This is a genomic window from Sorangium sp. So ce726, from assembly GCF_051521405.1.
In the GTDB taxonomy this organism is placed as follows: domain Bacteria; phylum Myxococcota_A; class Polyangia; order Polyangiales; family Polyangiaceae; genus Sorangium.
On sequence record NZ_CP150349.1, the window covers coordinates 11156127 to 11179126 of the forward strand.

The following is a 23000-nucleotide window of genomic DNA, read 5'->3' on the forward strand; positions in this document are numbered from 1 at the left end:
ACGGCCCGTTCGTTCCAGCGATTGGCAGTCCTCGGTGCGCTTCGGTTTCCGGGCGAGCGGGGGAAATGGGGAGTGGGTTTCTGGATGGCCTGTCCAGGGCGCCCGCCTGCGGTGCGGGCGGCCTCAGATGAAGCCGTGCGGGCGGGCTCGGGTGAGGCCGTGCGGGCTCGTCGGCTGGAGTCGGTCGCTCAGTGCCAGGCCTGAGCGGACTGAACTGGCTGTCCGGTGCGGTCGTGCTCGGCGAGGAGGCGCTTCGAGATCTCGACGCACTCGATGCAGGTGGCGAAGCGCGACTTGTGCAGGCACTGGATCCAGGTCGCCGACCCTTGCGCCAGGAACGCCTCCGGATCGAGGTGCTTGCCGCAGGCGACGCAGTGGATGTGCTTGTGCTCGTGGGGCTGCGCCGGGCGCGCGGGCGCGAGCGCCTTCCGCTCGCGCTTGGTCAGTCGCTTCTCTCGCTTCATGGTCTCCTCGATGACGGGTGGCCGCACGGCCTCGTGCGGGCGCGGGTGAAGCTACCACGCGCCGCTCGGCGAGGGTTCCGGAGGGCGGCGGCGCGGCGGTGCGGGACGGACCTGCGCGACGTCGCCCGCGGACGGCGGCAGCGTGGGGGCGTGTGGGTTGACTTCCTTCAGGTGGTGTGCGTAGCAGGTCAGGCGACGGCGTCCCGGGGCCCGCGCTGCGGTGCGGACGGCGCTGCGAGAGCGGCGCGGACTTCGGAAGCGGCGTGGGTGCCAAGCCGGCGTATGCGAGGCGCCGGGTGCATCGACGGCGCGAAGAACGCGCGATGAGCGAGGCACCGACTGCGGAGGGGAGTGCGACGCGGAGTCGTGAGGCTTCATGTCAAAAACATGGAGGCCTGAATCGCGGCGATCACTTCCAGAACTCCCACCATCGCCTGGCGGCCTCCGCCATACGGGCCGCCTCTGCGAAGATCACCGAGGGGACGCGCTCGACCTCCGGGCCCTCCTCGAAGACCAGCTGCTCGTCGTCCAGGCGGTACAGCTGAAACACGTTGTACGACTCCCCCGATACGAGCTCGACCACGACTTGAACCGCGTCGATGTCCTCCAACGCCCCGCGGGGCCGGACCCGCACGTCCCGATATACCGCGGCTGCTCGTAGGTGCTCTGCCACGGCCTTCTGCCTCAGCCGGGTGATGAGCAGGTTCGAGCCATCGGTGCCCCCCTGCGCCGCGACCCCGATGTCGTACTTCCCGTTGGGCTGGACAGCAATGAAGCCGGGGAGAAACGAGCCATCTTGCAGGAGCGCACGCCTGGCCAGATCGAGCGAACGCTCGACGAGCCGCTGGATCTCGAATCGCTTGGCGTGAGGATCTTTGCTCATGGAGCGAGCCTCCTGCTCCCAACGATGGGCGACATGCCTGCCAGGACCGATGGGCCCGCGGGCGAGATACGTAGACCGTTACATCAATGATGTGATCCCCAGCAAGAAGAAGGTGAACCCAGGAGAGCGGAGGGCGCGCACACAGATCCCAGGCAATGCCCGCAGCTTTCACCCACGACATAATACCGAGTACAGGGAGCGCATCCGCCCAGATTGGCCAGCGGGTGCGGAAGGGGTGAGTTGCCAGTACGAGGCCACCGTTGGGAAGGCGCCGGACGTAGTAGGGTGAATGGCGCTGGATGAATCGGACGTGCCTGACCGATCCGATAAAGCAAAAAAACGACGGTCGCTCACGCCTTCACGCGCAACAATCCTCTTCCAACCGTTGAAACAGCCATTGTAGTTTCTGCTCTCATTGCCGCCGTCCGGAGCTCCCGGTCGGCAGGGAGGAAGACAGCATGGAGTATTCGGATACGGTCCTGGAGGCCACGCCAGAGCGCGCCGCCAAGTTCCTGATGGGGATAGGCGCCGTCGCCGCGATTCGCACGTTGATGGCCGGGGCGGGAATGACCGATGACGATATCCTGGAGGGCCGCGGGCTCCTCCTCGATATCCTCGCCGCGCCCCGACAGGCCGGCGCGTCAGCCGATACCGACGATGCCAGAGCGCAGCGCGCCGCGACGGGGGAGCTCGAGCAGTGGGACGAGCCCAACTTCGCTCGATATGGCGCCGCGCTCCGTCGGCGATTCCCCAATGTGAACGCCTATGTGTTCAAGGACCTCTCGGCCTCCACCGGCACGACCGCCGTCCGGGGAGTGACCACCTTGGCCGCGTCCGCCGCCGTACAGGAGGCGACGGGCGACAAATTTCCCGAGAATTTGGTCTGCCCCACCGCGCGGGAAGCTCCCGAAGCGCGCGAGTAACCTCCGTGCCGGCGACGAGCACCTTCGCGAGCGCGATGGCTCCCGCCCGATGCGCGCCCGGTGCTTCCCCGCGCCCCCTCAGCGCCCCGCTGCCGACTCGAACCTGGGCGCCGCCTCGAACGTCTCCGCCAGCGTCCTCCGGTACTCGTCGGCCATCTGCACGAGCCCATCGATGAGCAGCGCCACGTCGTGGTCCGCGCAGCCCTCCAGCGACGCCACGCACGACGCCGACACCTCGTCGCCCGTGAGCGACACGCGGAACTCCCCGGTCGTCTGGTCGTTCATCGTGAGCAGGAACCGGTAGAACGGCTCGTGGTTCGCCGAAGGCAGCCCCACGACCGGCGCGCGCAGCGTCAGCAGGCCGCCCGCCTCGTCGATCTCGATGTCCACCTGCGTCGCCGTCTCCGCCGTGGGGTACGGCCGCTGCGCGATGCGCCACGCCCTCGGACCGACGCGCACCCGGTTGGCGATGAGCCCGAGCGCCGACAGGCCCTGCCGGATCACCCGCTCGACGCCCGCGCGCGCCGGGCACGGCGGGTACGCGTGCGGCAGCAGGCGGCCGCAGCCCAGGCACCGGTCGCACTCGACGTCGAACGGCTCCTCACACGCCGGGCAGCGGTACACAGGCGCCCGCTCCCTGAGCTCCGAGAGCGGCCGGTCCCCCAAGGCGAGCAGCGGCTGAAACGCGCCCGCCGGGACCACCACGCAGTGACCCGCGAGCTCCCCGGCCGCGCCGGACGGCGCCGCGACCACGCCGATCACCCGCCCCTCGGGATCGAGCACCGGCGCGCCGAGGGGCGCCGCCACGTCGAGCTCGAACGCCGGGAGCTGCCCGTCGACCTTGCGCGCCACGTGGCACACCCGCGCGACCGCGAGGCGCAGGCTCTGCCCCGGGAGGCAGCTCAGCACCGCGGCGCGCTCGCCGAGCCGCGGCTCGGCCGCCGCGCGGGCGGCGAGCGCCGCGACCCCGGGCGGCTCGGCCGGCGCGACGAGCGCCACGTCGCGGCCCACGTCCGCGGCGATCACCCGCCCCGCCATGCCCCGCCCGTCCTCGAACGTCAGCGCGACCTCCGTCGGATAGCCGAGCCCGCGCCGGCTCGCCACCACGACGCCATTGCCGAGCGCTACCCAGCCGGTCGTCACGAGCGCGCCGGCGCGGATCGCCACCACCGAGCGGCGGGCGCGGGCGACGCGCTCGTGGAGCAGCGCGAGATCGCCGTCGCCGTGCGCCGCCAGCTGCGACGTCATTGCGCGACGATCCTCGAGAGCGCCGTCATCAGGAGCTCGATCGTGCCGGGTTTGGCGCCGTCTCGCTGCGCGTAGGCGACGATGTCGCGCAGCCGCTGCTCGGTCTTGGCGGGCAGCTTCGTGCGCACCAGGAGCTCGGACAGGGCCCCGATCGCGAGGAAGTGGCGGAGCATCGGGTCGGCCGGCGCGCGCTCGATCTCGCGCAGGTAGCGGCCGAGGTGCTCGCGCGCGAGCGCGGCCGTGGTGAGCGGATCGATGTGGAGCGGCTTCTCCTCGGGCACCTGGCCGCGCATCGCCACGAGCCGTTCCATCGCGAGGAGCGCCGGCTCCGCGACGCCGGCGGTGTTCCCGCGGCGCGCGCCGCCCTCGGCCTGGATGAGCTCGCGGGTCGCGGCCGCCGTGCAGCGGTAGAGGTGCGCCACCGCGTCGGGCATCGCCTCGCCGTGCTCGTAGATCGCCCGGAAGACCGTGCACCGGATCAGGAGCACCATGACGCCCGGCCGCTCCTGGAAGCTGAGCGCCGCGCCGAGCACCTGCGCGTCCCGGAGCAGCTGGCAGAACCGATCGGCCGCCGCGTTCGCCGACTCCGGGCGGGACGGGATGCTCCGGCGCGACGGAGGCTCGATCTCCACCTCGGGCAGCGCGGGCGGGCGCACCGACAGCGGCGTCGCTGCCATGGAGGACGGGCGACGAAAGGGCACCGTGCGCGCGCTGCGGCGATCGCTGACCTGCGCCGACGTGTCCGCGGCCGCCGCCTGCTCGCCCGACAGCGGCGCTGCAGCCGCCGCGCTCCCCGGAGCCGGCTTCGCTGCGCCGCCCTCGGACCCCGGGCTCGCGACGCCGCCGATCGCCTTCGACGCCGCGCCGGCGTCGTGCGCCGGCGGGAGGATGCCGGCCTTGGGCGCGGGCGCGCCGCCGTTCTTCGACGACGCGGCGCTCGGTGCCGGCATCGGCGGCGACGCCAGCGACGGGGACAGGATGTCGGGGATCGCGTCCGCGTCGCGGATGGGGCGCGCGACCGACTCGGGCAGGCGCGGCAAGGGGGGCGCCGCCCACGCCGCCAGCTCCTCGAGCGGCGTCCGCGCCCCCGAGACCGGCGTCGCCGGCGCGCCGGCCCGCACCGAGGGAGCGCTCTGCGCGCGGGCAGGCGCGGGCGGGACCGTGAAGCTCTTGAGCGGCCGGGCGCGGCCGGCGGAGGCCCACGTGAGGCTCGCCCGCTGCTCCTCGGAGAACGGCGGCCGCGCGTCGAACCACGCGCCCATCGTCTCCCCGAGCCGCTGCGCCGCCTCGCCGCTCTCGCGCAACGCCTGGCGCAGCGCCTCCGGCGTGAAGGCGGCGACGCGGCCGACGCGGCGGAGCAGCAGCAGATCCTCCCGCATGCACAGCCGGAACGGCTCGGGGCCGCCCGACAGCTCCAGCGCCGTCCTCAGCAGCGGTACCCGGTGCCGCTCCGCGACGCGCACGACCGGGACGTCGATCGACACCCGCTCGTTCGCCGCGTCGAGCGAGACGAAGAGCGTCATCGCCCCGAGCGGAACGATCCACCCCACGCCCTCCTGCAGCGTCGTCGCCTGGAGGCTCGCCCCGGCCTCCGCGGAGGCGCAGTGCGCGACGAAGCGCACCGGGTCGCGCGTGCGCCAGGCGTCGATCGAGCTCCCGTCCCAGTCCGCGTCCGCGGGCGGCGGCTTGCGCGAGACGGAGAGCGAAGGCGACCGGTCCACCCCGCACGCCTCGCACCGCGGCCCACGCAGCGGGAACCCGCACGCGGAGCAGAAGTCGGAGGCCGGGCTCGAGGGGACCGCCACGCCGACAGCATACCTCAGCGCAAGGCCGAGGTGGCACCGCGGTTTGCGCTCAGAGGAACGGATTCAGGTGGAGCGCAACCTTGGCCTCCCGCAGGTTGTGCTGGACCCTGCGGATGAAGTGGATGAACAGGTACGCCCAGGCGGCGAATGTGACGACGCTGATGACGAGCTGGACCGTCTTGCTGACGCCGATCACCATCCAGAGCGCCGTCAGAAGGAAGGCCACGAACGACAGCGGGACGAACCACTTCCAGCAGAGGTTCATCATCTGGTCGATGCGCACGCGCGGCAGCGTCCAGCGGATCCAGATGACCACGAAGACGAGAGCCCAGCTCTTCAGCAGGAAGAGGAAGACGCCGACGAGCTGGAGCCCGAAGCTCGCCTCCTGCTGGGCCGGCGAGACGCCGGGGATCTGCCAGCCCCCGAGGAAGAGCGCGCTCGCGATGCCGCACATCACGAACACGTTCGCCCACTCGGCGAAGAAGAAGAAGAGGTACCGCATGCCGGAGTACTCGGTCGAGTAGCCGGCCACGAGCTCGCTCTCCGCCTCGGGCAGGTCGAACGGCGCGCGGTTGCCCTCCGCGAGCGCCGTCGTGAAATACAGGAAGAACAGCGCGAACGTGATCGGGTTGCGGAAGACGAACCAGTGCCAGGGCCAGCCGCCCACGTCGAGGAGCGAGGGCCCGGCGCCGCCCTGCGCGCCGATGATGTCCTGGAGCCGCAGCGAGCCCGTCATCATCACGATGCACACGATCGCGACCGCGCCGGGGATCTCGTAGCTGATGATCTGCGCCGCCGAGCGGATCCCGCCGAGGAGCGACCACTTGTTGTTCGACGCCCAGCCGCCGGTCATGAGGCCGATGGTGACCAGCGACGTCACGGCGATCACGAAGAGGATCCCGATGTCGAGGTCGGCCGCGATGAGGTACTGGCCGAACGGCATGACGACGAACGTGGCCGACACGCCGACGAACACGAGGTAGGGCGCGAGCCGGAAGAGCGTCTTGTCGCTCTCGGCCGGGATGACGTCCTCCTTCATGATCGACTTGATCCCGTCGGCGACCCACACGAGGAAGCCCTGCGGCCCGGCGCGGTTCGGCCCGATGCGGGACTGCATGCGCGCCGACACGCGGCGCTCGACCCAGGTGATGATCCCCGCGGTCGGCGCCATGAAGAGCAGGATGATCGCGGCGGCCACGCCAAGGAGGATCCCGGCGCCGAGCAGATCGGTGGGGGCGCTCGCGTGGAACCCCTCGGTCGAGAGCTCGATCTCGGACGGGGTCGCGCCGCCCCGCCGGATCCCGACCGCGGACCGCCGCTCGTGGCCGCTCGGGATCACGTCGCCCTTCGAGAGGACCTTCACGCCCTCGAAGCGCGTGATGACGTCGCCGGGCTGGAGCCCTGCCTGGCTCGCCGGGCTCCCGTCGCGCACGCCCGCCACGACGAGCCCGCCGGCGGGCGGCGCCTCGGCCGCGACCTCGATGCCGAAGAACGCGAGCGCGCGCCCCCCCTCCTTCACGCGCGCCTCGATGACCGCGCGGCGCGGGGTCGGCGGGAGGAAGTCCATGGTGACGCCCCTCACCGTGCCGTTCACGGGGAGCGCTCCCTGCGCGGTCGCGGGGATCTCGACGACGACGTCGCCGTGGAAGGTCGTGTGCACCGCGTCGTCGCCGCGGCCGGCGAAGCGGGCCTGCAGGCCCTCGGAGAAGACGAGCGAGATCTTCGTGCTGCTGACCTGCGCGCCCTCGATCTCGATGCTCTGGCCGGTGAGCGGCGCCTGACCCGGGCGACGGAGGGTGCCGCGGAACGTGACGACCGCCTCCTTCGCCTCGGCGGTGGGCAGGTTGGTCCCGAGGATCTCGATGCGGTCGCCGAGGTCGACCTCGCGCGGCACGACGTCGACGACGCTCAGGAGCTCGGGCGCCGTCCTGCTCTCGGCGCAGCCGGCCGCGCCGAGCAGCGCGAGGAGGGCCAGGAGGCACGGCAAGAAGCCTCGAGAGAGAGCTCTCCAGGGTGGAGATCCGCGCATGGCACCGCTTATAAACCGCGCCGCTCGCGCGGTCGAGAATGCGGAGAAAAGCGCTCCCTCTGTCTACCTACCGGCCTCTGACGGGGAGGAAGTAACGGCTGCCGTCGAGCTCGTTCACGCCCACGTAGAGCTCTGCCTCGAACACGTCCTTGAGCCGGCGGTAGGTCATCACCTCCTCGACGGTGCCGTGGGCGACCAGCCGCCCGGCCTTGAGGAGCGCCACGCGGTCGGCGTACTGAGCGGCCGCGTTGAGGTCGTGCAGCACCGCGACGCAGGCGAGGCGCCGCTCGGCAACCTCTCTGCGCACGACCTCGTGGACCTCGATCGAGTGGCGGATGTCGAGGTGCGCCCCGGGCTCGTCGAGGATCAGCACCTGCGCCTCCTGCGCGAGCGCGCGGGCGATGGCCACCCGCTTCTGCTCGCCGCCGGAGAGCTCGGCCACCGGCCTCCCCGCGAGCCCCACGAGATCGCAGGCGTCGAGGGCGCGAGCGACCGCCTCCTCGTCTCGGCCGGCGGCGAGCATCCACGCGCCCTGGTGCGGCGCGCGGCCCATCATGACGACCTCGCGCACCGTGAAGCCGGGCGCCGAGGCGATCCCCTGCGGTACGACCGCCACGCACCGCGCGATCGCCCGCCGGTCCATGCCGGCGAGCGGCCTCCCCAGCAGGGTCGCCTCGCCCCGCGCCGGCCGCAGGGCCCCCGAGAGGACCCGGACCAGCGTCGATTTTCCCGCGCCGTTCGGCCCCAGGACGGCGCAGAGCTCGCCCGCGCGCACCTCCAGGCTGATCCCCTCCAGCGCCAGCCTCCCGGTGGGATAGCTCGCGGCCACATCACGCAGATCGATCGCCGGCCCCTGCACGCGGTCTCTTTTGTCGAATGATTTGAGTGATATCGAGTGATCTTCCCTTGCGCGAGGTTTCTTGCGGTGGTCCAATCGACTCGAGGCGTAGAGGAGATGGAAACGGCGAAGGAGACTCTGGGAGGCGGCGAGGTACCGCGTCGCGTTATTAAGCGCTACTCCAATCGGAAGCTCTACGACACGAAGGACAGTCGTTACGTCACCCTGCAGCAAATAGGGGAGATGGTCCGGGCTGGCGAAGAGGTCCAGATCATCGACAACGCGACCAAGGAGGACAAGACCGAGGTCACGCTGGCGCTGATCATCTCGGAGGATCTCAAATCGCAGCCGCGCTCGGTCCCGCTCGGCACGCTGAGAGATCTGATCCAGGAGCGTGGCGAGCGGCTGCTCTCGCAGCTGCGCGAGGGCCCGATCGGCCGGCTCATCCCCGGCGCGGTCCCTGGCGAGGGCGGCGTGGCGGCGCCTGGAACGGCGCCCGTCCCGGGGACGGAGCAGGCGACGCCCGTGTCGCCATCGTCCCACCCGCCCCCGCCGCTCGACGCGGACAGGTCGAGCCACGCGAAGGGGCGCCTGAGCGGGATCGTCGAGAGCTCGAAGCAGACGCTCGATCAGTGGCAGCAGGCCGTCGACGAGCGCATCCGCGCCATCCTCCCGGGCCTCGGGCTGGTCCGCGATCTCCAGGCCGATGTCAAGCGCCTGTCGCAGCGCATTGACGAGCTGGAGGCGAAGCTCCAGGGACGTGCGGGTGAACCCATCGAGGGCGCGGCTCCGCTCCAGGCGGGCTCCGGCGCGGACGAATCCGCGGGCGAGGGTCAAGGGAGCGAGAGCAGGCTGGAATAGCCCTGGGCGCTCCTCTGTTCCCCCGGGCGAGCCCATGCCGTTCTTCTTCAGCAAGAAACCTGCGTCCGTAGCGCAGGACCTGTCGTTGGCCAGCACCGACGGTGCCCGCGCTGACGCCTTCGAGATCGAGCTGCTGGGTCATCTGGACACGCTGTATGGCGTGAGCTGCCGGATGACGAAGAGCTCGACGGAGGCGGAGGATCTGGTCCAGGACACCATCGTCAAGGCGATGCGTGCCCGGGGTCAGTTCGAGCCGGGCACCAACCTCAAGGCCTGGCTGCTTCGGATCCTGACGAACACGTTCATCAACCGGTACCGTCGAGGGGGCCTCGAGCGAGGCATCTTCGACGGCCCCGACGCCGAGCCGCTCACCGATGCGTGGGTCGGCGCAACGACGATGCGCGCGATGCGCGATCCGGAGACCCAGGCGCTCACGCCGCTCGTGGAGGCGGAGGTGCAGCGCGCCCTCGACGCCCTGCCCGAGGAGTTCCGGCTGGCGGTTGTGCTGTCGGACATCGAGGAGCTCTCCTACAAGGAGATCGCGGAGGCGATGGGCTGCCCGATCGGCACCGTGATGTCGCGCCTGCACAGGGGCCGCAAGCTCCTCCAGAAGACGCTGCGCGAGCACGCGGTCCTGATGGGCATCGTCAGCGAGGACGCGGCGAAGGACGCGCCCGCCGACCTGGACGCGTACCGCAAGCGGAAGCGGGGTGCCGCATGAGCGCTGCGAAATCGATCGAGAGCTGTTCGCGGTTCGACTACGCGCTGTCCGCCTACGTCGACGGCGAGCTGGATCCGGACCACGCCGTCGATCTCGAGTCTCACCTCGTCCAGTGCCCTCCGTGCTTCGAGCAGGTGAGGCTCTTGCGCTCGCTGCGGACGAGCCTGAAGCGGGCGCGGCCGTCGGGGTGCCCGGACGCGCTGCGGGCGCGCGTCGCCGCGGCGGTGGCGCACGAGCAGGCGCGCGGGACGGCGCGCGACGCGGCGCAGTCGGTCGAGGCGAGGCCGCGCCTCGTGCACATGGGGTACGCGATCGCGCTCGCCGCGGCGGCGGGCGTTGTCTTCGTCGTGGGCGTGGCGCGGCGGCCGGACGCACCGGCGGACGCCGCGAAGGCGGCCGCCTCGAGGGCGGCGATCGATCTTGCGGGCGCCGAGAGCGTCGAGGTCCTGCTCGACGATCTCGTCACCCAGCACGCGCAGCCGCTGCCGCCGGAGACGACCAACCCGGAGGACCTCCCGCGCTTCGATCCGTTCGTCGGCGTCCCGGTCCGCAGGCCGCAGTTCCAGTCGATACCGGCGAACTTCATGGGCGCCCGCGTGCACACGATGCGCGATCGGCGCGCCGCGCTGCTCCAGTTCGTGGTGCGGGGCAACCACCGCGTGACGGTCTACATGTTCAACTCGCGCGCGGTCCCGGTGCAGAAGGCGCAGCCGATCCTGCAGCCTCGCGTCGTGCGCGAGCGCCCCGTCTACGTGGGCAACATCAACGGCTACTCGGTCGCCGCCGCCGAGCGCAGCGGCGTCGGCTACGCGCTCGCCTCGGATCTCGGCGACGACGTCAGCACGCAGCTCGTCCTCGCTGCGATGCAGTGAGCGCACCGGCGCTCGTTCCATAGCGGGCGCCCTCCTCCCCTCCCTCGATCACCCCCTACCGCGAGAGACCGCATGCGCTTCGTCTTCGTCATGGATCCGCTGAGCCGCGTGACGCACGACAAGGACACGTCGTTCGCCTTCATCCGAGCGGCGCAGGCGCGCGGCCACGAGAGCTACCACTGCTTGCCGCGCGACCTCTCGATCGAGGGCGGCGAGGCGCACGCCTCGGCCTCACCGCTGCTCATCGGCGACGCGCCCCCGTTCATCTCGTTCGCGGGGGGCCCCGAGCGGCTCCGGCTCGCGGACGTGGATGCCATCTTCATCCGCAAGGACCCGCCGTTCGATCGCAGCTACCTGTACGCGACGCTGATCCTGGAGCGCGCGCGGCGCTGCCCGCTCATCGTGAACGACCCCCGCGGGCTGCGCGACGCCAACGAGAAGCTCTACGCGCTGAACTTCCCCGAGTGGACGCCGAGGACGCTGGTCACCGCCGACCGCGATCAGATCCACGCGTTCGTGCGCGCCCTCGGCGGCACGGCGGTGATCAAGCCGCTCGACGGCGCGGGCGGCCTCGGCGTGCTGCAGATCAACGAGCGCGACAAGAACGCGCGCGCCATCGCGGACATGATGACGAACGAGGGGCACCGCCTCGCCATGGTCCAGGAGTACCTGCCCGCCGTCGTCCACGGCGACAAGCGCGTCCTCTTGCTCGACGGCGAGCTGCTCGGCGCCATCCTCCGGGTGCCCCGCGACGACGATCACCGCTCGAACATCCACGTCGGCGGGCGCGTGGTCTCGACGGAGCTCTCGCCGCGCGAGCTCGATCTCGTCCGCGCGATCGCGCCTCGCCTTCGCGCCGATGGCCTCTACTTCGTGGGCCTTGACGTCATCGGCGAGCGCCTGACCGAGGTGAACGTCACGAGCCCGACGGGCATCCAGGAGCTCGGGCGCTTCACCGGCACGGATCCGGCGGCGAGGGTGATCGCCTGGGCCGAAGAGCAGGCGCGCGGCCGGTCCGCGCGCGCGTGAGCCACCTCGCTCCGGAAAGTTGGCCCGGAGCGCCCGCCTCTGCGAAGGCTCCCCCATGGGCGAGTCATTCGAGCGGTGTGCCGTGTGCAACGACGGCGAGCAGGGCGATCGGGAGGGCGGAGCGCCCGGGGATCCTCGCGCGAGGACGCGGATGGCGCGCGTGGTCATCCAGGGGCGCTCGCTGAGCCTGTGCCGGACGCACGCGGCGACCGTGGCCGTCGCCATGCCAGAGACGTTCGAGGAGATGCGCGCGCTGTTCGTGGGGCTCCAGCGCGGCGCGCAGCCGGCGCAGCGCGATCCGTCCATCGAGCGCCGCTCGCCCATCGCGCGCCGCAACCCCGAGGATCGGCGCGTCTTCCCCCCGCGGCCGGAGGGCCGGCGGATCGGTGGAGGACGCCGCGCCAGCGATCCGGGCGAGTGATCGCGACGGCCGCGCCAGCGCCCTCCTCGCGCGCGCCGACGCCCTCCTCGCGCCGCTCTCCGGAGCGACGCCCGCTCTCCGCGCGGAGCGCCGCGGGCCGCGCGGGCCGCTGAAGGACGCGCGCCGCGTGGTAGGTTCTCGCCATGAGATCCCGCCGACGTGTCGTCATCGGGCTCGGGTCGAGCCTGGGCGATCGCCTGGCGACCCTCCGCGCCGCCATCGCGGCGCTCGGCGCTGATCCCGATCTCGACGTCATCCGCGAGTCGTCGCGCTACGAGTCGCCGCCCGCAGGCGGCCCTCCGCAGGGCGACTACGTGAACGCCGCAGTGCTCATCGCCACGTCGCTGCCCGCGCGCCAGATCCTCGAGCGCACCCTCGCCGTGGAGCGCTCGCTCGGGCGGACGCGCCCCGATCCGGTGCGATGGGGGCCGCGCACGATCGATCTGGACCTGCTCTGGATCGAGGGCGAGGTCGTCGCGGAGCCGGATCTCGAGGTGCCTCACCCGCGGCTCTGCGACCGTGTGTTCGCGCTCAGGCCGCTGCTCGACGTCGCCCCCGACGCGCGCGACCCTCGCACGGCCGTCGCGTACGCAGCGCTCCCCGAGGCGAGCGCGCCCATTCGCAAGCTCGATCCGAGCTGATCGGCGCCGCTGCGGCGCGCGGGCGCGGCGCTCAGCGCGAGCGCGGCGGGCCGGAAGCGGCGCGGGATCGGAGGCCGGCGCTGCCGCCGGCGTACGACGCCGCGCTGCCGATCGTGACCACCACGACCAGCAGCAACGCCCACCCCAGCGCGCCCGCCGGCGCGCCCTCGGCGAGGGCGAGCGCCCAGGCGAGCGTCGCGACGACGGCGCCGCTCGCGGCGGCCTCGCGCCGCCCGGCGCGACCGCCGAACCGCCCCACGAGGTAGCCGCCGGCGACCCCGGCGAGCGCGAACGCGACCACGTTGAGCCCGACCATCGCGAGCCGCACCGAGCCCTCTGCCCCGGCGTCCCCCGCCCGCTCGATCATCCGGCGCAGCAGCGTGTTGACGAGGCCCGCGAGCGGCAGCCACGCGATGAAGATCGCCACCGTCCCGAGCGCGATCCAGTGCCACGGCGGCCGGTCCTCACCCTCGTCGTCGCCGCTGCCCTGCAGCACGGGGAGCTTGCGCTTCTCCGGCGCTGCCGCGCCGCCTCGAGGAGGCGCCGCGCCTGCCGCGCCGCTGCCGACGACCGGGAGGCGTCGCTTCGGCGCGTCCCCCATGACGTCAGCTGGGCTTCGAGGTCGGGGGCGCCGCAGCAGGAGCCTTCCGCCAGAGCTTCCGCGCTTCGTCCTGCAGACGGACCAGCCGCCGCTGCTCCTGGATCAGGCCGCCGTAGGCGCGAGGCACACGCGGATCCTTCGCGAACGCGTACAGGACCTGGAGCGCCGCCTCGGCGTCGTCCGTCGCGCGGTGCGCCTTCTCGAGCGAGATCCCGAGCCGAGCGGCCATGTCGCCGAGCGCGCGGCTCTCCTCGTTCTTGTAGAGCTCGCGGGCGAACGTGAGCGGATCGACCCAGTCGACCTCGCGCCGCATGGCGGGCGGCGGCTCGCGCGGGCGCATGCCCACGCGCTCGAGCTCGGCGAGAAGGAACGAGCGGTCGAAGGTGGCGTTGTACGCCGCGGGGATCGCCCCCTTGAAGCAGGCGAGGATCTCCTCCGCGACCTCGGCGAACGACGGCTTGCCCTCGACGTCCGCGTCCTTGATCCCGTGGATGGCGGTGCTCTCCGCGGGGATGGGCCGCCCCGGGTGGATGAGCCAGTTGTAACGCGTCAGGATCTCCCCGGCGCGGCCGATGACGATGCCGAGCTCGATGATCCGATCACCAGCCGGATCGCGCCCCGTGGTCTCGACGTCGACGAAGGCGATGGGCTGGTCGATCCAGGCGCTGCCCGCGTCAATCTCCGAGGCGACACCGACGGCGCGCACCTTGAGGAGGTGCGCGATCCCAGGGTAGTGCCGGCCCGTCGGGAAGCAGCCGCACGGGTCGGCGACCTTCACGGCGTCCTCGGCTTGGCGGGCTGAGCGGGCTGGACGGGTGCAGCCGAGGTCGCGGGGCGCGCCGCGCCGCCCGCTGGCGCGCTGGTCCCGGCGGCGGGGGTCGCGCTGGCAGCGGGGGTCGCGCTGGCAGCGGGGATCGCGCTGGCAGCGGGGATCGCGCTGCCGGAGGGCGACGCGTCGCCTGGCTTCGGGGGCGCAGGCCGCGGCGTCTTGCCGAGGAGCTCCAGATCGAGCTTGATCCACGCCTCGAGATCCTCGCCGGGGTTCGTGAGGAGCTGGAGGTTGACCTCGCGGCCGTTGATGAAGATGAGAGGCGTCCCCTCGAGCCCGACCCCGTCGGCCTGCAGCTTGTCCTTGTCGATCCGTGCCTTGGTGTCGGTCGAGACGAGATCGGCGCGGAACTTCACCATGTCGAGCTTGAGCCGCTGCGCGTAACGCTCGAGGTCGGCCTGCTCCAGCTTGTCCTGGTTCTCGAAGAGGAGGTGGTGCATCTCCCAGAACTTGCCCTGGTTGAGCGCGGCGGTCGCCGCGCGCGCGGCGGGCTCGCCGTGGACGTGCGCCGAGAGCGGGTAGAACTTGAAGACGAGGCGCACCTGCCCGTCGAAGCGCTTCACGAGCTCCTCGAGCAGCGGCGACATGAGCCTGCAGAACGGGCACTCGAAGTCGGCCCACTCGACGATCGTGATCGGCGCGTCGGGCGGCCCCATCTCCGGCGAGCCGTCGGTGGCGAGCGTCTTCACCTTGTTCGCGTCGAAGCGCATGTGGAACGCGTCCTCGCGCTCCTTCTTCGCTCGGCCGTCCTTGACCAGATCGAGCAGGAGCTGCGCGGCGGGGAGGCACGCCTTGCACGGGCGCTGCTCCTTCACGCACTGCGCGATGCTCACGGGCGTGTCCGGACAAGGGGAGAGGAGCTCGGAGACCTGTGCCCCCCACTCCCGGCGCTCGCGGGGCGTCAGCGAGGAGGTATCAACGCCCGGCAGCGAGACCGACACCTCCGGGCTCGGGGCCGGCTTGGGCTCGTTCGAGCTCGGGTTCCCAGGACAGCCCGTGGCGCCGATCGCGAGCAACGGCAACGCGACGAGCGGCGGCATCCAGCGCAGGAATGACATCGCGGCGCGAGCTTAGTCGGACCCCTTGCGAGATGCTAGCGCGGGTGTAGCGTCAAGAGGTGCGGAGCGTCCTCTACCGCTTCCCGGATCTGCAGCAGTTCGAGCAAATCGTGTGCGATCCGGAGGAGGGTGACCTCGAGCTCGGATTGCCCGCGGGGGAGGTCGTGGCCGATGGCGAGTGGGTGCTCGCCATCTTCGAGCTGGGCGAAAACCGCCGCGCGACGTCGGCCGCGGCGTGCGCGTCGGTCTCACCAGAGGGGGCGCGGCTCACGTTCGAGCCGCGCGACTGGCATCGCCTGGCCCACTTCGCGCGGACGGAGGCGCCCCGCCCCGGATCCGTGCCCGACACCGACGCCGCTGCGCTCCTCCGCGCCGCCGACGGGGCCGGGCCCGCCGGGTCATCCGGCGTCCAGGGCGCCGGCCCGGCGGGCCGGGCGCCGCCGCCCCCTGCGCCGCCTCGGCTGAAGGGCAAAGGCTCGCGGGTCCTCGTGGTCGACGACGACCCCCACATCCGCGAGCTCCTGTCGGCGATGCTCGAGGCGGTCGAGCTCGCCGTCGTCGCCGTCGCCAGCGCGGAAGAGGCGCTGGCGCGGGTCCGCGGCTCACCGTTTCACCTCGTGGTCCTCGACTGGAACCTCCCGAAGATGACCGGCATCGACCTGTGCCGGACGCTGCGGCAGGAGCCCGGGCTCCGCGATCTTCCGGTCCTCTTCCTGACGGCGCACGCCTCCTCGCAGGACATGGTCGAGGCCTTCGCCAGCGGCGCCGACGACTACATGGTGAAGCCCTTCCGCGCCCCCGAGCTCGGGGCTCGCATCTTCAGCCTGCTCCGCCGGACGCGGCGCTCCACGTCCTGAGGAGCGTCGCCGCGGCGCGGCGGCTCCGCCGCGACGCGGGCTCGCGCTCGGTCAACGCGCTGAGATTCCGCGCTCAGGTTCTGCGCTCAGAAGGCGACATCGACGTTGAGGTTGATCACGCCGATGCTCTGCGCGTAGTGCCCGCCGGAGTCGGGAGCCCTCGAATTGGGGTGCAGGCCCGCGGTGATGCTGTCCCCCGTGGTGTCGCGGCTGACGTAGAACAGGTGGGTATACGACGCGGCGAGGTGGAGCTGCTCCGCGACATGGAAGCGCCCGCCGAGGGCGAACGAGACATCGTGAAAATCGACGCCCGATGGATCCAGGGTCTCGTCCGGAACTGCGTTGGAGTCGTACCCGACGCCGCCGAAGACCTCGATCGCAGGCCGCGGCCAGTGGCTCCAGCCCGCGCGCACGCCGAACGTGTCGTTCCAGCGGCGGGGGATGTTCTGCACCACGCGGGCGCCCTCTCCGGCGAAGCCGTCGCGGTCGATCTCACACGCCGCGCCGACCTGGGTGAGGCACTGGTTCTCCATCGAGCTCCACCGCGACCAGTCGCCGAAGAGCCGGACCTCGAAGCGCTCCGCCGGGACGAAGCGGGCGCCGAGCCGCACGATATCTGGCAGGCCCTCGTGCAGCTCCACGTCGTTCGGGGAGCTCGACACGCCGCTGAAGCGGTTGGTGAGCGTGCCCTCGAGCGTCTCTCCCCCTGTGACGTTCGGCCGCGACTGGTACGACGCGCCGATCCAGAGCTGCTTCGGAACCGCCTCGACCAGCGCGCCGACGCCGAAGCTCGCGTGGAAGCCGCTCACCTCGAGCAGCGAGCGTCCCTCGGTCGCAAGGAGGTTGTCGCCGGAGGCGTTGCGGGCGCGCACCGTGTTCACCTGGGTCCGAATCAGGTTGCCCGAGAGGCCGAGGCTGAGGCGGAGCGCCGGGATCTTGTACGCGGCGGCGAGCGTGAAGAACATCGCCTGGAGCGAAGACTCGATGGAGTGCCAGCGCTGCACGCCGTCCACCGGCCCGGCGAGCTCGCGATTGCCCTCGAACGCCGCGTTCGTGTCCCAGGACGCGGCGCCGCCGAAGGGCACATAGACGCCGGCGCCCAGCGCCAGGTCGCCGAGCCTGGCCGACGCGCCGAGCATCGGCGCGGCAGCCACGTTGAACAGGGTCGCCTCCCCCGTGTTCGCCTGCGGCACCGTCACATCATCGGTCGCCGCCGCCGAGTGCGTGTAGGACGCGGCGCGCAGCGCGATATTTCCGTCCAGGAACAGATGAATCCCCTCGCTCTCGGCGAGGCCTGCGGGGTTGTAGTAGACCGCGGTCGGATTGCTCGTGATCGGGTTGCCGTGCTCGCCGCCAAACCGCGCGGTCGCGAACCCACCGGCGTGCGCGGATCCGGTCCAGGCGAGACCGCCGAGGAGGCCGACGGAGATCGCGAAACAGGGGCGGTTGATGGACATATCCGGTGTTCTCGATTCTGAGGGCGGAGGAATGCGGCGCCTGCGACGGACCCTGCATGGTAGGGTTGCAACACCTGCCACGTCGGGGAATGTTCGACCCGCTCAAGTCAAATGTCACCTTTCGCACGGTGTCAAATGCTTTTCTCCCGCACCATCTGGACAACGCTCGCCTCAGCTGCCCTCACCACCACCGCGCTCCTCATCGGCTGCGCCGACCCAGCAGGCAGATACGATGACTTCGAAGCTCGCGATACCATGATCCGCGAAGACCAGAGCAGCGGCGGCGAGGGGGGTGGTGGCAGCGACGGAAGCGGCGGCGCTGGCGGCGGGGACAACTGCCTGCCGGAAGCGGGCGCCGTCGACGGCGATTTCCTCTTCAGCCTCTCGGCTTATCTCAACCCACAGGCCCCTATCCTCTTCGTGGCCAGCCTGACCACCGAGGCCAGCGACGGCGGCCTGAGCTTCTCGCTCACCTTCCAGCCGCTCATGGCCGACGATCGCAGGACGCCCACGGGCGAGCCGTTCGACGTGGGTCCCTTCGAGCTGGCCGCCGATGGGAAGTTCACCGCGCAGCTGCCCACGCTCGTCGTGCCGGGCGACGCCAACCCCATCTCCGGCAGCGAGCTCGAGGCCACCATCACGCTGACGGGCTCCCTCTGCGCGCCCGCCGACTTCGTCTGTGGCGTTATCACCGGCACCACGGCGAGGCCGCTCACCCTGAATCTCAAGGGCTCTACCTTCGCCATGGAGCGAATCGCCGATCCGAGCAGCTACCCGGCGCCGGTCATCAACTGCGACAGGGACCCGGCGCGCCCGCTCCCGTGAGCGCCCCGTTGGATCACGCCATGGCCTCCGTCGCGGCGGCGCCTTCGAGCTCGATCAGCGAGATCTCGGACGGCGCGCCGACGCGCATCGGCGGCCCCCAGTAGCCCGTGCCGCGGCTCACGTAGATCTGGCTGTCGCCGTGCGAGGACAGCCCGGCCACGTAGGGCTGGTCGAGCCGCACGAAGAAGTTCCACGGGAAGATCTGACCACCGTGGGTGTGGCCGCTGAGCTGCAGGCCCACGCCCCGCTCCGCGGCCTCCAGGATCTGCTTGGGCTGGTGCGCGAGCAGCACGAGCTCCCGGGAAGGGTCCCGCCCCGCGAGCGCGCGCGCGAGATCGGGGCCATGGCCGCGGCCCATGCCGCGGGTGCTCCAGTCGTCCACGCCGGCCAGGTCGAAGCTGTGCTCGCCGTCGCCGATGGAGACGCGCTCGTTGCGCAGCACCGTCACGCCGAGCCGGCGGAGCTCCGCGATCCACGCCTCGGCGCCGGAGTAGTACTCATGGTTGCCCGTCACGAAGAAGACCCCGTGCCTGGCGCGCAGATCGGCGAGCGGCGCGGTGTGCTCGCGGAGCTCTTCCACGGAGCCGTCGACGAGATCGCCCGTGATCGCGATGAGATCCGGCTCGAGCGCGTTCACGCGCGCGACGACGCGCTCGAGCCACGCCCGGCCGATCGTCGGGCCGATGTGGAGGTCGGTCAGCTGAACCACGCGAAAGCCCGACATGGCCGCGGGGAGGCGGCGGAGGCGGACGCGCACCGGGCGGACGGCGACCTCGCCGAGGGCGCTCGCGGCGCCGGCGACGCCGAAGCCCATGGCGAGCGCTCCGGCCGCGCCCGCGAGGGCGCGCGAGAGGAAGGTGCGGCGCTCGCCGTCGAGCGGCTGGTTGAGGAGCGCGGTGACGCCGTGGGCGCCGAGGCGGACGAACTCGGAGGTGAGCAGGAGGAAGAAGAGCAGGACGGCGAGCCCGACCCACGTGTAGACGACGCCTGCCACGACGCCGGCGATGTGCCGGGGCAGCGCGCGGGTGAACAAGAGGCCGAGGGGCACAAGCGCCGCGAGCACCACCAGGGCCACGCTGCCGACGCGGTGCCAGAGCGGGCCGAGCTCGGGCGCGCGGATCAGGCGCTGCCAGAGGTAGTAGTGGACGCCTGCGACGATGGCGCTGAAGACAGCGATGAAGACGACGAAGGAGAGGAGAGGCCGCTGCACGCGTCCAGCATGACCACGGCGGCGCGCGCCCGCCGCTCCGATCCGCGCCGGAGCCAGGCTCGACAACATTTCTTAACGGAGCGACGCGGCGGACGGCGCCTACGACGTGCTCACGCACACGCCGAACCCGGCGGGGTAGATCGCGCTGCCGCCCTGGCACTTGGCGCCTGCGCCGCATTCCGGCGCCCTGCTGTCGATCCGGCAGAGCTGCTTGCACTGGTTCGTCAGCATCGAGCACACGAAGCCGGGCGCGCACGGGCAACGCTCGTCGGTCCGCCCCTCGCCGGGCACCACGCAGCTCGTCGTCCCATCCTCGCGGACGATCGTGCAGGTGAGGCCCGTCGGGCACACGCTGTCGTTCAAGAGCTCGCAGTTCATCGCCGGAACACAGACCGGTATCGGGACCGGAGCCCGCGAGTTCACCTCGACGACCGACTCGGCCATCGGTCGCTCGTCGCAGTACGTCCCCGCCGCGCAGCTCTCGACGTGACCACAGCAGTACTGCCGGCACACGCCGCCCTCCCCGTCCGCTGCCACGCACCCCAGGCCAGCCGCGCAATCGGCGGCGCTGTGACAAGGGCCGCCTGCCTCGAAGCGGCCCGCCGGCCGGCAGCTCGGGATCGCATCGCCGTCGTCGAGCACGAGCTGGCAGTGCAACGTCTGCGCGGCAGGGAGCCCCGTCCCTGTGCCCGCGTCGCCGTCCGACGAGCACTCGGTCGGCTCGCCGCCTGGGGTGCAGCCGTCACCGCAGAGGTAAGCGAAGCGGGTGTAGGGATCCTGCGCCTCCGGAGCCGCCGGGATGTTGACGTCCTCGTTCACGACGCCACCGCCACTGCCGCTACTGCTGCCGCTGGCGCTGCCGCTCGCGGGCGGAGGGCTACCACCCGATTGGGTCGACTCGCTCGCGCCCCCCCCCCCGCTCCCGAACAGCCCGCCGCCGTCTTCGCTCGCACCCACCGACGAGAAGTCGTCCATCGAGCACGCGGAGAGCGCAAAGACCCAGGTCGCCACGAGGCCAGAAAGCAGACGGGCGCGGTGTGAGCTCATTCCAGGACCATCAAAAAAGCACAAGCGGAATGAGCGTATCATGTCGCCTCCTGCATTCACAGAATGTGCCCATTCGGTGTGTCGTCGCCAGGGCGCCGAGCGCAACCTGGGTGGGGGCGCCGCCCTGCGCGCCGCGGACACGGATGCGCCTCGCCTGGGGGCGCCCCTGGCGCAAGCATGACGCCCATGTCGCGCCGAGCGCCGGGCCTCGTGCGACGGTGTGTGACGGCGCCTACCGCGCCTCGATGTCGCGGGTGACCACGTTGCCTGCGCTGTCATAGGCGCGCACCGCGAGCAGGTGCGCGCCAGGCGGCACGATCGCGCCGAGATCCGCCTCAAACGGCTCGACGGCCTCGTCGAAGACGCCGTCGCTCGGGAAGATGGGCCGCCACTCCTCCAGGCCCGCGATCGAGACCTCGATGCGCGCGACCGGACCCAGGCCATCCGTGACCTCGCCCGTGAGCCGGCGCCCCTGCAGCGCGAGCGCCCGGAACAGCGGCGGCGTGTTGTCGATAAGGACGGTGCCCGACTCGAGGCTGTGGCGCAGCGTGCGCTCGGGCGGGTTCGCCAGCTCGTCGCTCGCCTCGACGAGGATGCGGTACTCGCCTTCGGGGAGCGCGGTCGTGTCCCATACGTGCTCGGCGCGCGTCACCTTCTCGCCCGGCTTCAGCAGGCTGCGCCAGGTCGACTGCCCCTCCATCCGGTAGGAGAGGCGGTAGCGGAGGTCGTCCTGGTCTGGATTGTCGACCTTCCATGTCAGCTGGAGCGCGCTCACGGGCTTCGGCGCCTCCCCGCCCGACGGCGGGAGGCTCGAGCGCGAGGGCTTCGTCTGCCCCTTCGGCGCGGCCTCGATCGACGTGACCACGGCGCGCGCGTTGTCGGTGACGAACGAGAGCTTCACCTCGCGGAGCACCGCGCCCGGATCGCGGCGCCAGCGCGCGCGGATCTGCGCGAAGCGCGCCGGCGGGCTCTTCACGTCGCCCGGCGCGGCGAGCGCTGTGGACCACGGGCTCCAGGTGCCGTCCGGCGCGTCGGTGTTTCCGCTCCGGGTCTCGAGCTCCAGCGCGCCGTCGGAGCGCCACGAAAGGCGCCCGAACGTGGCCCGCAGCCCGGCGTCGAGCACCTTGCTCGTCCACACCGCGTCGGCGCCGCCGATGCCCTTCACCTCGTGGAAGACCGCGGGGTCGGTGGTCGCGACGAACCTGCGCCGCCCGGCCATCATGAAGGCGCCGACCTGGCGCTCGTCGGTGTCGGCGACGAGCCGCGCGACGTGGTTGTCGCTCACGGTGTAGAGCTGCCCTTCCGCGCCGGTCCCGACGTAGGGTGTCAGGTCGTCGCCGAGGCCGAGCGAGACGTAGTGGGTGTCGTCGTCGCTCATCATCTTCTCGGCGACGCCGCTCCGATCGAAGCGCATGAGCACGCCCTTGCCGGGCTTCTGCGAACGCGCCGGCTGCGGCGACGGCGGCCCGCTCCGGTTGCGCTTCGGGGGGGCGAACGCCTCGGCGTACTTGTTGGCGATCGCGTAGATCGCGCCGCCCTTCGCGCCCGGCGCGATGGCGATGGCCTTCACGTCGTCGGCGTCGAAGTCGTAGAGCACGGTCGCGCGCCCGGGCGCCGTGAGCTTGTAGAGGAGCGCCTTGCCGTTCGAGCCGGCGTAGACGGCGCCGTCGTCCCCGACGGCGACGCACATGAGGTGCGGCTCATCGCTGTCGAAATACACCTGGGCCTTGCCCGCGGCGTCGACGCGGAACAGCTTCCCGTCGGAGCCGGTCGCCGCGTAGAGCGCCTTCGCCCTGGGATCGAACGCGAGGCCCCACACGTCCTCGGTGTCGGGGAGCTCGGAGAAGACCTTCGCCGGGCCGCCGTTGCCCGCGCCGCGCGGCAGGCGGAAGAGCTTGCCCTCGGGGAAGGTCCCCGCGATGACGTCGCCATCGAACGCGAGCGCGAGCGCGCTGACCGCCATCTGCCCGGTCGTGGCCACGAGCGCGACCCGCCCGCCCGAGACGCTGTAGATCTTCCCCTCGTTGCCCGTGCCGAGCAGCACCGTCCCGTCCGGCAGCACCACGGAGCTCCAGATGGACGTCGCGTCCGGCAGCGGCGTCGCGCCGAGCGTCAGCCCGGCGCGCACGGCGCCGTTCGAGTCCACGCTGACGCCGGTGAGATCCCCGCCCTTCAGGTCCTCGAGCGATCGGAGCTCGAAGCTGCGCGTGCCCACCGCGTGGGCCGGCAGCGCCACGAGCCCCATGGCGGCGACGGCAGCGGCGAGGAGCCTGCGCGGAGAGGGGACGGCGCGAAGGTGAGGCGATCGGGAATGGGCAGAAGAGCGCTCTGTGCTCATGGGTCGGAAGATGGAGGGGGGTCAGGGAAGAGAGGGAGGCGGG

General features: G+C 71.8%; 21 protein-coding genes and 1 pseudogene. 9 read left to right on the forward strand and 13 right to left on the reverse strand.

Annotated features, from left to right (window positions below; genetic code table 11):
- Nucleotides 1-188 precede the first annotated feature (188 nt).
- Together WME79_RS41565 and WME79_RS41570 are read right to left on the reverse strand one after the other, a co-directional pair.
- Nucleotides 189-464, reverse strand: a complete 276-nt coding sequence (locus WME79_RS41565) for a hypothetical protein (RefSeq protein ID WP_437526637.1) — start codon at nucleotides 462-464, stop codon at nucleotides 189-191.
- A 409-nt stretch (nucleotides 465-873) separates the two neighbouring features.
- The gene (locus tag WME79_RS41570) at nucleotides 874-1347 is read right to left on the reverse strand and encodes a hypothetical protein (RefSeq protein WP_437526639.1); all 474 of its coding nucleotides are present in this window, start codon (nucleotides 1345-1347) and stop codon (nucleotides 874-876) included.
- 458 nt (nucleotides 1348-1805) lie between these two features.
- Here WME79_RS41570 and WME79_RS41575 point away from each other — a divergent pair, with 458 nt between their 5' ends.
- Nucleotides 1806-2270 (forward strand): hypothetical protein, encoded by a 465-nt coding sequence (locus tag WME79_RS41575; protein ID WP_437526642.1) that lies wholly within the window; start codon nucleotides 1806-1808, stop codon nucleotides 2268-2270.
- Between the two features lie 78 nt (nucleotides 2271-2348).
- Here the strand turns inward: WME79_RS41575 and WME79_RS41580 are convergent, their stop codons facing one another.
- From WME79_RS41580 to WME79_RS41595, 4 genes and pseudogenes are all read right to left on the reverse strand, one after another.
- Nucleotides 2349-3518: a trypsin-like peptidase domain-containing protein gene (locus tag WME79_RS41580; protein ID WP_437526645.1), complete on the reverse strand. Its 1170-nt coding sequence runs from the start codon at nucleotides 3516-3518 to the stop codon at nucleotides 2349-2351.
- Nucleotides 3515-5239: a hypothetical protein gene (locus WME79_RS41585; RefSeq protein ID WP_437526648.1), complete on the reverse strand. Its 1725-nt coding sequence runs from the start codon at nucleotides 5237-5239 to the stop codon at nucleotides 3515-3517. The genes WME79_RS41580 and WME79_RS41585 overlap by 4 nt, the downstream gene beginning before the upstream one ends.
- 133 nt (nucleotides 5240-5372) lie before the next feature.
- Entirely contained in the window at nucleotides 5373-7310 is a 1938-nt protein-coding gene (gene nuoH, locus WME79_RS41590; protein ID WP_437526651.1) for an NADH-quinone oxidoreductase subunit NuoH, read from the reverse strand.
- 109 nt (nucleotides 7311-7419) lie between these two features.
- A pseudogene (locus tag WME79_RS41595) lies at nucleotides 7420-8193 on the reverse strand (ABC transporter ATP-binding protein); the annotation flags it as partial.
- 114 nt (nucleotides 8194-8307) lie between these two features.
- On the opposite strand from WME79_RS41595, the gene WME79_RS41600 reads away from it, so the two are divergent.
- From WME79_RS41600 to folK, 6 genes are all read left to right on the forward strand, one after another.
- Nucleotides 8308-9051 (forward strand): polyhydroxyalkanoate synthesis regulator DNA-binding domain-containing protein, encoded by a 744-nt coding sequence (locus WME79_RS41600; RefSeq protein WP_437526654.1) that lies wholly within the window; start codon nucleotides 8308-8310, stop codon nucleotides 9049-9051.
- Between the two features lie 85 nt (nucleotides 9052-9136).
- Nucleotides 9137-9772, forward strand: coding sequence for a sigma-70 family RNA polymerase sigma factor (locus WME79_RS41605; RefSeq protein WP_437526657.1), 636 nt, complete (start codon nucleotides 9137-9139; stop codon nucleotides 9770-9772).
- Nucleotides 9769-10644: an anti-sigma factor family protein gene (locus WME79_RS41610; protein ID WP_437526659.1), complete on the forward strand. Its 876-nt coding sequence runs from the start codon at nucleotides 9769-9771 to the stop codon at nucleotides 10642-10644. The genes WME79_RS41605 and WME79_RS41610 overlap by 4 nt, the downstream gene beginning before the upstream one ends.
- A 72-nt stretch (nucleotides 10645-10716) precedes the next feature.
- A complete protein-coding gene (gene gshB, locus WME79_RS41615; RefSeq protein WP_437526662.1) occupies nucleotides 10717-11673 on the forward strand; it encodes a glutathione synthase in 957 nt (318 codons plus the stop codon).
- A 55-nt stretch (nucleotides 11674-11728) separates the two neighbouring features.
- Complete coding sequence (locus WME79_RS41620; protein WP_437526665.1) at nucleotides 11729-12094, forward strand: hypothetical protein; 366 nt, start codon at nucleotides 11729-11731, stop codon at nucleotides 12092-12094.
- A gap of 143 nt (nucleotides 12095-12237) precedes the next feature.
- Nucleotides 12238-12735, forward strand: a complete 498-nt coding sequence (gene folK / locus WME79_RS41625; RefSeq protein WP_437526667.1) for a 2-amino-4-hydroxy-6-hydroxymethyldihydropteridine diphosphokinase — start codon at nucleotides 12238-12240, stop codon at nucleotides 12733-12735.
- A gap of 31 nt (nucleotides 12736-12766) precedes the next feature.
- Here the strand turns inward: folK and WME79_RS41630 are convergent, their stop codons facing one another.
- From WME79_RS41630 to WME79_RS41640, 3 genes are read right to left on the reverse strand one after another with little or no spacing between them, the layout of a single operon-like run.
- Nucleotides 12767-13336 (reverse strand): hypothetical protein, encoded by a 570-nt coding sequence (locus tag WME79_RS41630; RefSeq protein WP_437526670.1) that lies wholly within the window; start codon nucleotides 13334-13336, stop codon nucleotides 12767-12769.
- A gap of 4 nt (nucleotides 13337-13340) precedes the next feature.
- Nucleotides 13341-14114, reverse strand: coding sequence for a 3'-5' exonuclease (locus tag WME79_RS41635; protein WP_437526673.1), 774 nt, complete (start codon nucleotides 14112-14114; stop codon nucleotides 13341-13343).
- Entirely contained in the window at nucleotides 14111-15223 is a 1113-nt protein-coding gene (locus WME79_RS41640; RefSeq protein WP_437526676.1) for a DsbA family protein, read from the reverse strand. The genes WME79_RS41635 and WME79_RS41640 overlap by 4 nt, the downstream gene beginning before the upstream one ends.
- A 59-nt stretch (nucleotides 15224-15282) precedes the next feature.
- Between WME79_RS41640 and WME79_RS41645 the strand changes: the two genes are divergently transcribed.
- Nucleotides 15283-16080, forward strand: a complete 798-nt coding sequence (locus tag WME79_RS41645) for a response regulator transcription factor (RefSeq protein WP_437526679.1) — start codon at nucleotides 15283-15285, stop codon at nucleotides 16078-16080.
- 86 nt (nucleotides 16081-16166) lie between these two features.
- Here the strand turns inward: WME79_RS41645 and WME79_RS41650 are convergent, their stop codons facing one another.
- On the reverse strand, nucleotides 16167-17537 hold the full coding sequence (locus WME79_RS41650) for an OmpP1/FadL family transporter (RefSeq protein WP_437526682.1): 1371 nt from the start codon (nucleotides 17535-17537) through the stop codon (nucleotides 16167-16169).
- A gap of 255 nt (nucleotides 17538-17792) precedes the next feature.
- Between WME79_RS41650 and WME79_RS41655 the strand changes: the two genes are divergently transcribed.
- A complete protein-coding gene (locus WME79_RS41655) occupies nucleotides 17793-18362 on the forward strand; it encodes a hypothetical protein (protein WP_437526685.1) in 570 nt (189 codons plus the stop codon).
- 13 nt (nucleotides 18363-18375) lie between these two features.
- On the opposite strand, the gene WME79_RS41660 is transcribed toward WME79_RS41655, so the two are convergent.
- The 3 genes from WME79_RS41660 to WME79_RS41670 form a co-directional block, all read right to left on the reverse strand.
- Nucleotides 18376-19572 carry a metallophosphoesterase gene (locus WME79_RS41660; RefSeq protein ID WP_437526688.1) on the reverse strand — a complete coding sequence of 399 codons (1197 nt, stop codon included), beginning with the start codon at nucleotides 19570-19572 and terminating at the stop codon, nucleotides 18376-18378.
- 99 nt (nucleotides 19573-19671) lie between these two features.
- The gene (locus WME79_RS41665) at nucleotides 19672-20619 is read right to left on the reverse strand and encodes a hypothetical protein (protein WP_437526691.1); all 948 of its coding nucleotides are present in this window, start codon (nucleotides 20617-20619) and stop codon (nucleotides 19672-19674) included.
- Between the two features lie 232 nt (nucleotides 20620-20851).
- Nucleotides 20852-22957 carry a hypothetical protein gene (locus WME79_RS41670; RefSeq protein ID WP_437526693.1) on the reverse strand — a complete coding sequence of 702 codons (2106 nt, stop codon included), beginning with the start codon at nucleotides 22955-22957 and terminating at the stop codon, nucleotides 20852-20854.
- Nucleotides 22958-23000 lie beyond the last annotated feature (43 nt).

What these genes read in the sequence shown, in the direction of transcription:
- WME79_RS41565 (WP_437526637.1), bottom strand. Translation starts at nt 464, where the DNA reads ATGAAGCGAGAGAAGCGACTGACCAAGCGCGAGCGGAAGGCGCTCGCG.
- WME79_RS41570 (WP_437526639.1), bottom strand. Translation starts at nt 1,347, where the DNA reads ATGAGCAAAGATCCTCACGCCAAGCGATTCGAGATCCAGCGGCTCGTC.
- WME79_RS41575 (WP_437526642.1), top strand. Translation starts at nt 1,806, where the DNA reads ATGGAGTATTCGGATACGGTCCTGGAGGCCACGCCAGAGCGCGCCGCC.
- WME79_RS41580 (WP_437526645.1), bottom strand. Translation starts at nt 3,518, where the DNA reads ATGACGTCGCAGCTGGCGGCGCACGGCGACGGCGATCTCGCGCTGCTC.
- WME79_RS41600 (WP_437526654.1), top strand. Translation starts at nt 8,308, where the DNA reads ATGGAAACGGCGAAGGAGACTCTGGGAGGCGGCGAGGTACCGCGTCGC.
- WME79_RS41610 (WP_437526659.1), top strand. Translation starts at nt 9,769, where the DNA reads ATGAGCGCTGCGAAATCGATCGAGAGCTGTTCGCGGTTCGACTACGCG.
- gshB (WP_437526662.1), top strand. Translation starts at nt 10,717, where the DNA reads ATGCGCTTCGTCTTCGTCATGGATCCGCTGAGCCGCGTGACGCACGAC.
- WME79_RS41620 (WP_437526665.1), top strand. Translation starts at nt 11,729, where the DNA reads ATGGGCGAGTCATTCGAGCGGTGTGCCGTGTGCAACGACGGCGAGCAG.
- folK (WP_437526667.1), top strand. Translation starts at nt 12,238, where the DNA reads ATGAGATCCCGCCGACGTGTCGTCATCGGGCTCGGGTCGAGCCTGGGC.
- WME79_RS41630 (WP_437526670.1), bottom strand. Translation starts at nt 13,336, where the DNA reads ATGGGGGACGCGCCGAAGCGACGCCTCCCGGTCGTCGGCAGCGGCGCG.
- WME79_RS41640 (WP_437526676.1), bottom strand. Translation starts at nt 15,223, where the DNA reads ATGTCATTCCTGCGCTGGATGCCGCCGCTCGTCGCGTTGCCGTTGCTC.
- WME79_RS41650 (WP_437526682.1), bottom strand. Translation starts at nt 17,537, where the DNA reads ATGTCCATCAACCGCCCCTGTTTCGCGATCTCCGTCGGCCTCCTCGGC.
- WME79_RS41655 (WP_437526685.1), top strand. Translation starts at nt 17,793, where the DNA reads ATGATCCGCGAAGACCAGAGCAGCGGCGGCGAGGGGGGTGGTGGCAGC.
- WME79_RS41665 (WP_437526691.1), bottom strand. Translation starts at nt 20,619, where the DNA reads ATGAGCTCACACCGCGCCCGTCTGCTTTCTGGCCTCGTGGCGACCTGG.
- WME79_RS41670 (WP_437526693.1), bottom strand. Translation starts at nt 22,957, where the DNA reads ATGAGCACAGAGCGCTCTTCTGCCCATTCCCGATCGCCTCACCTTCGC.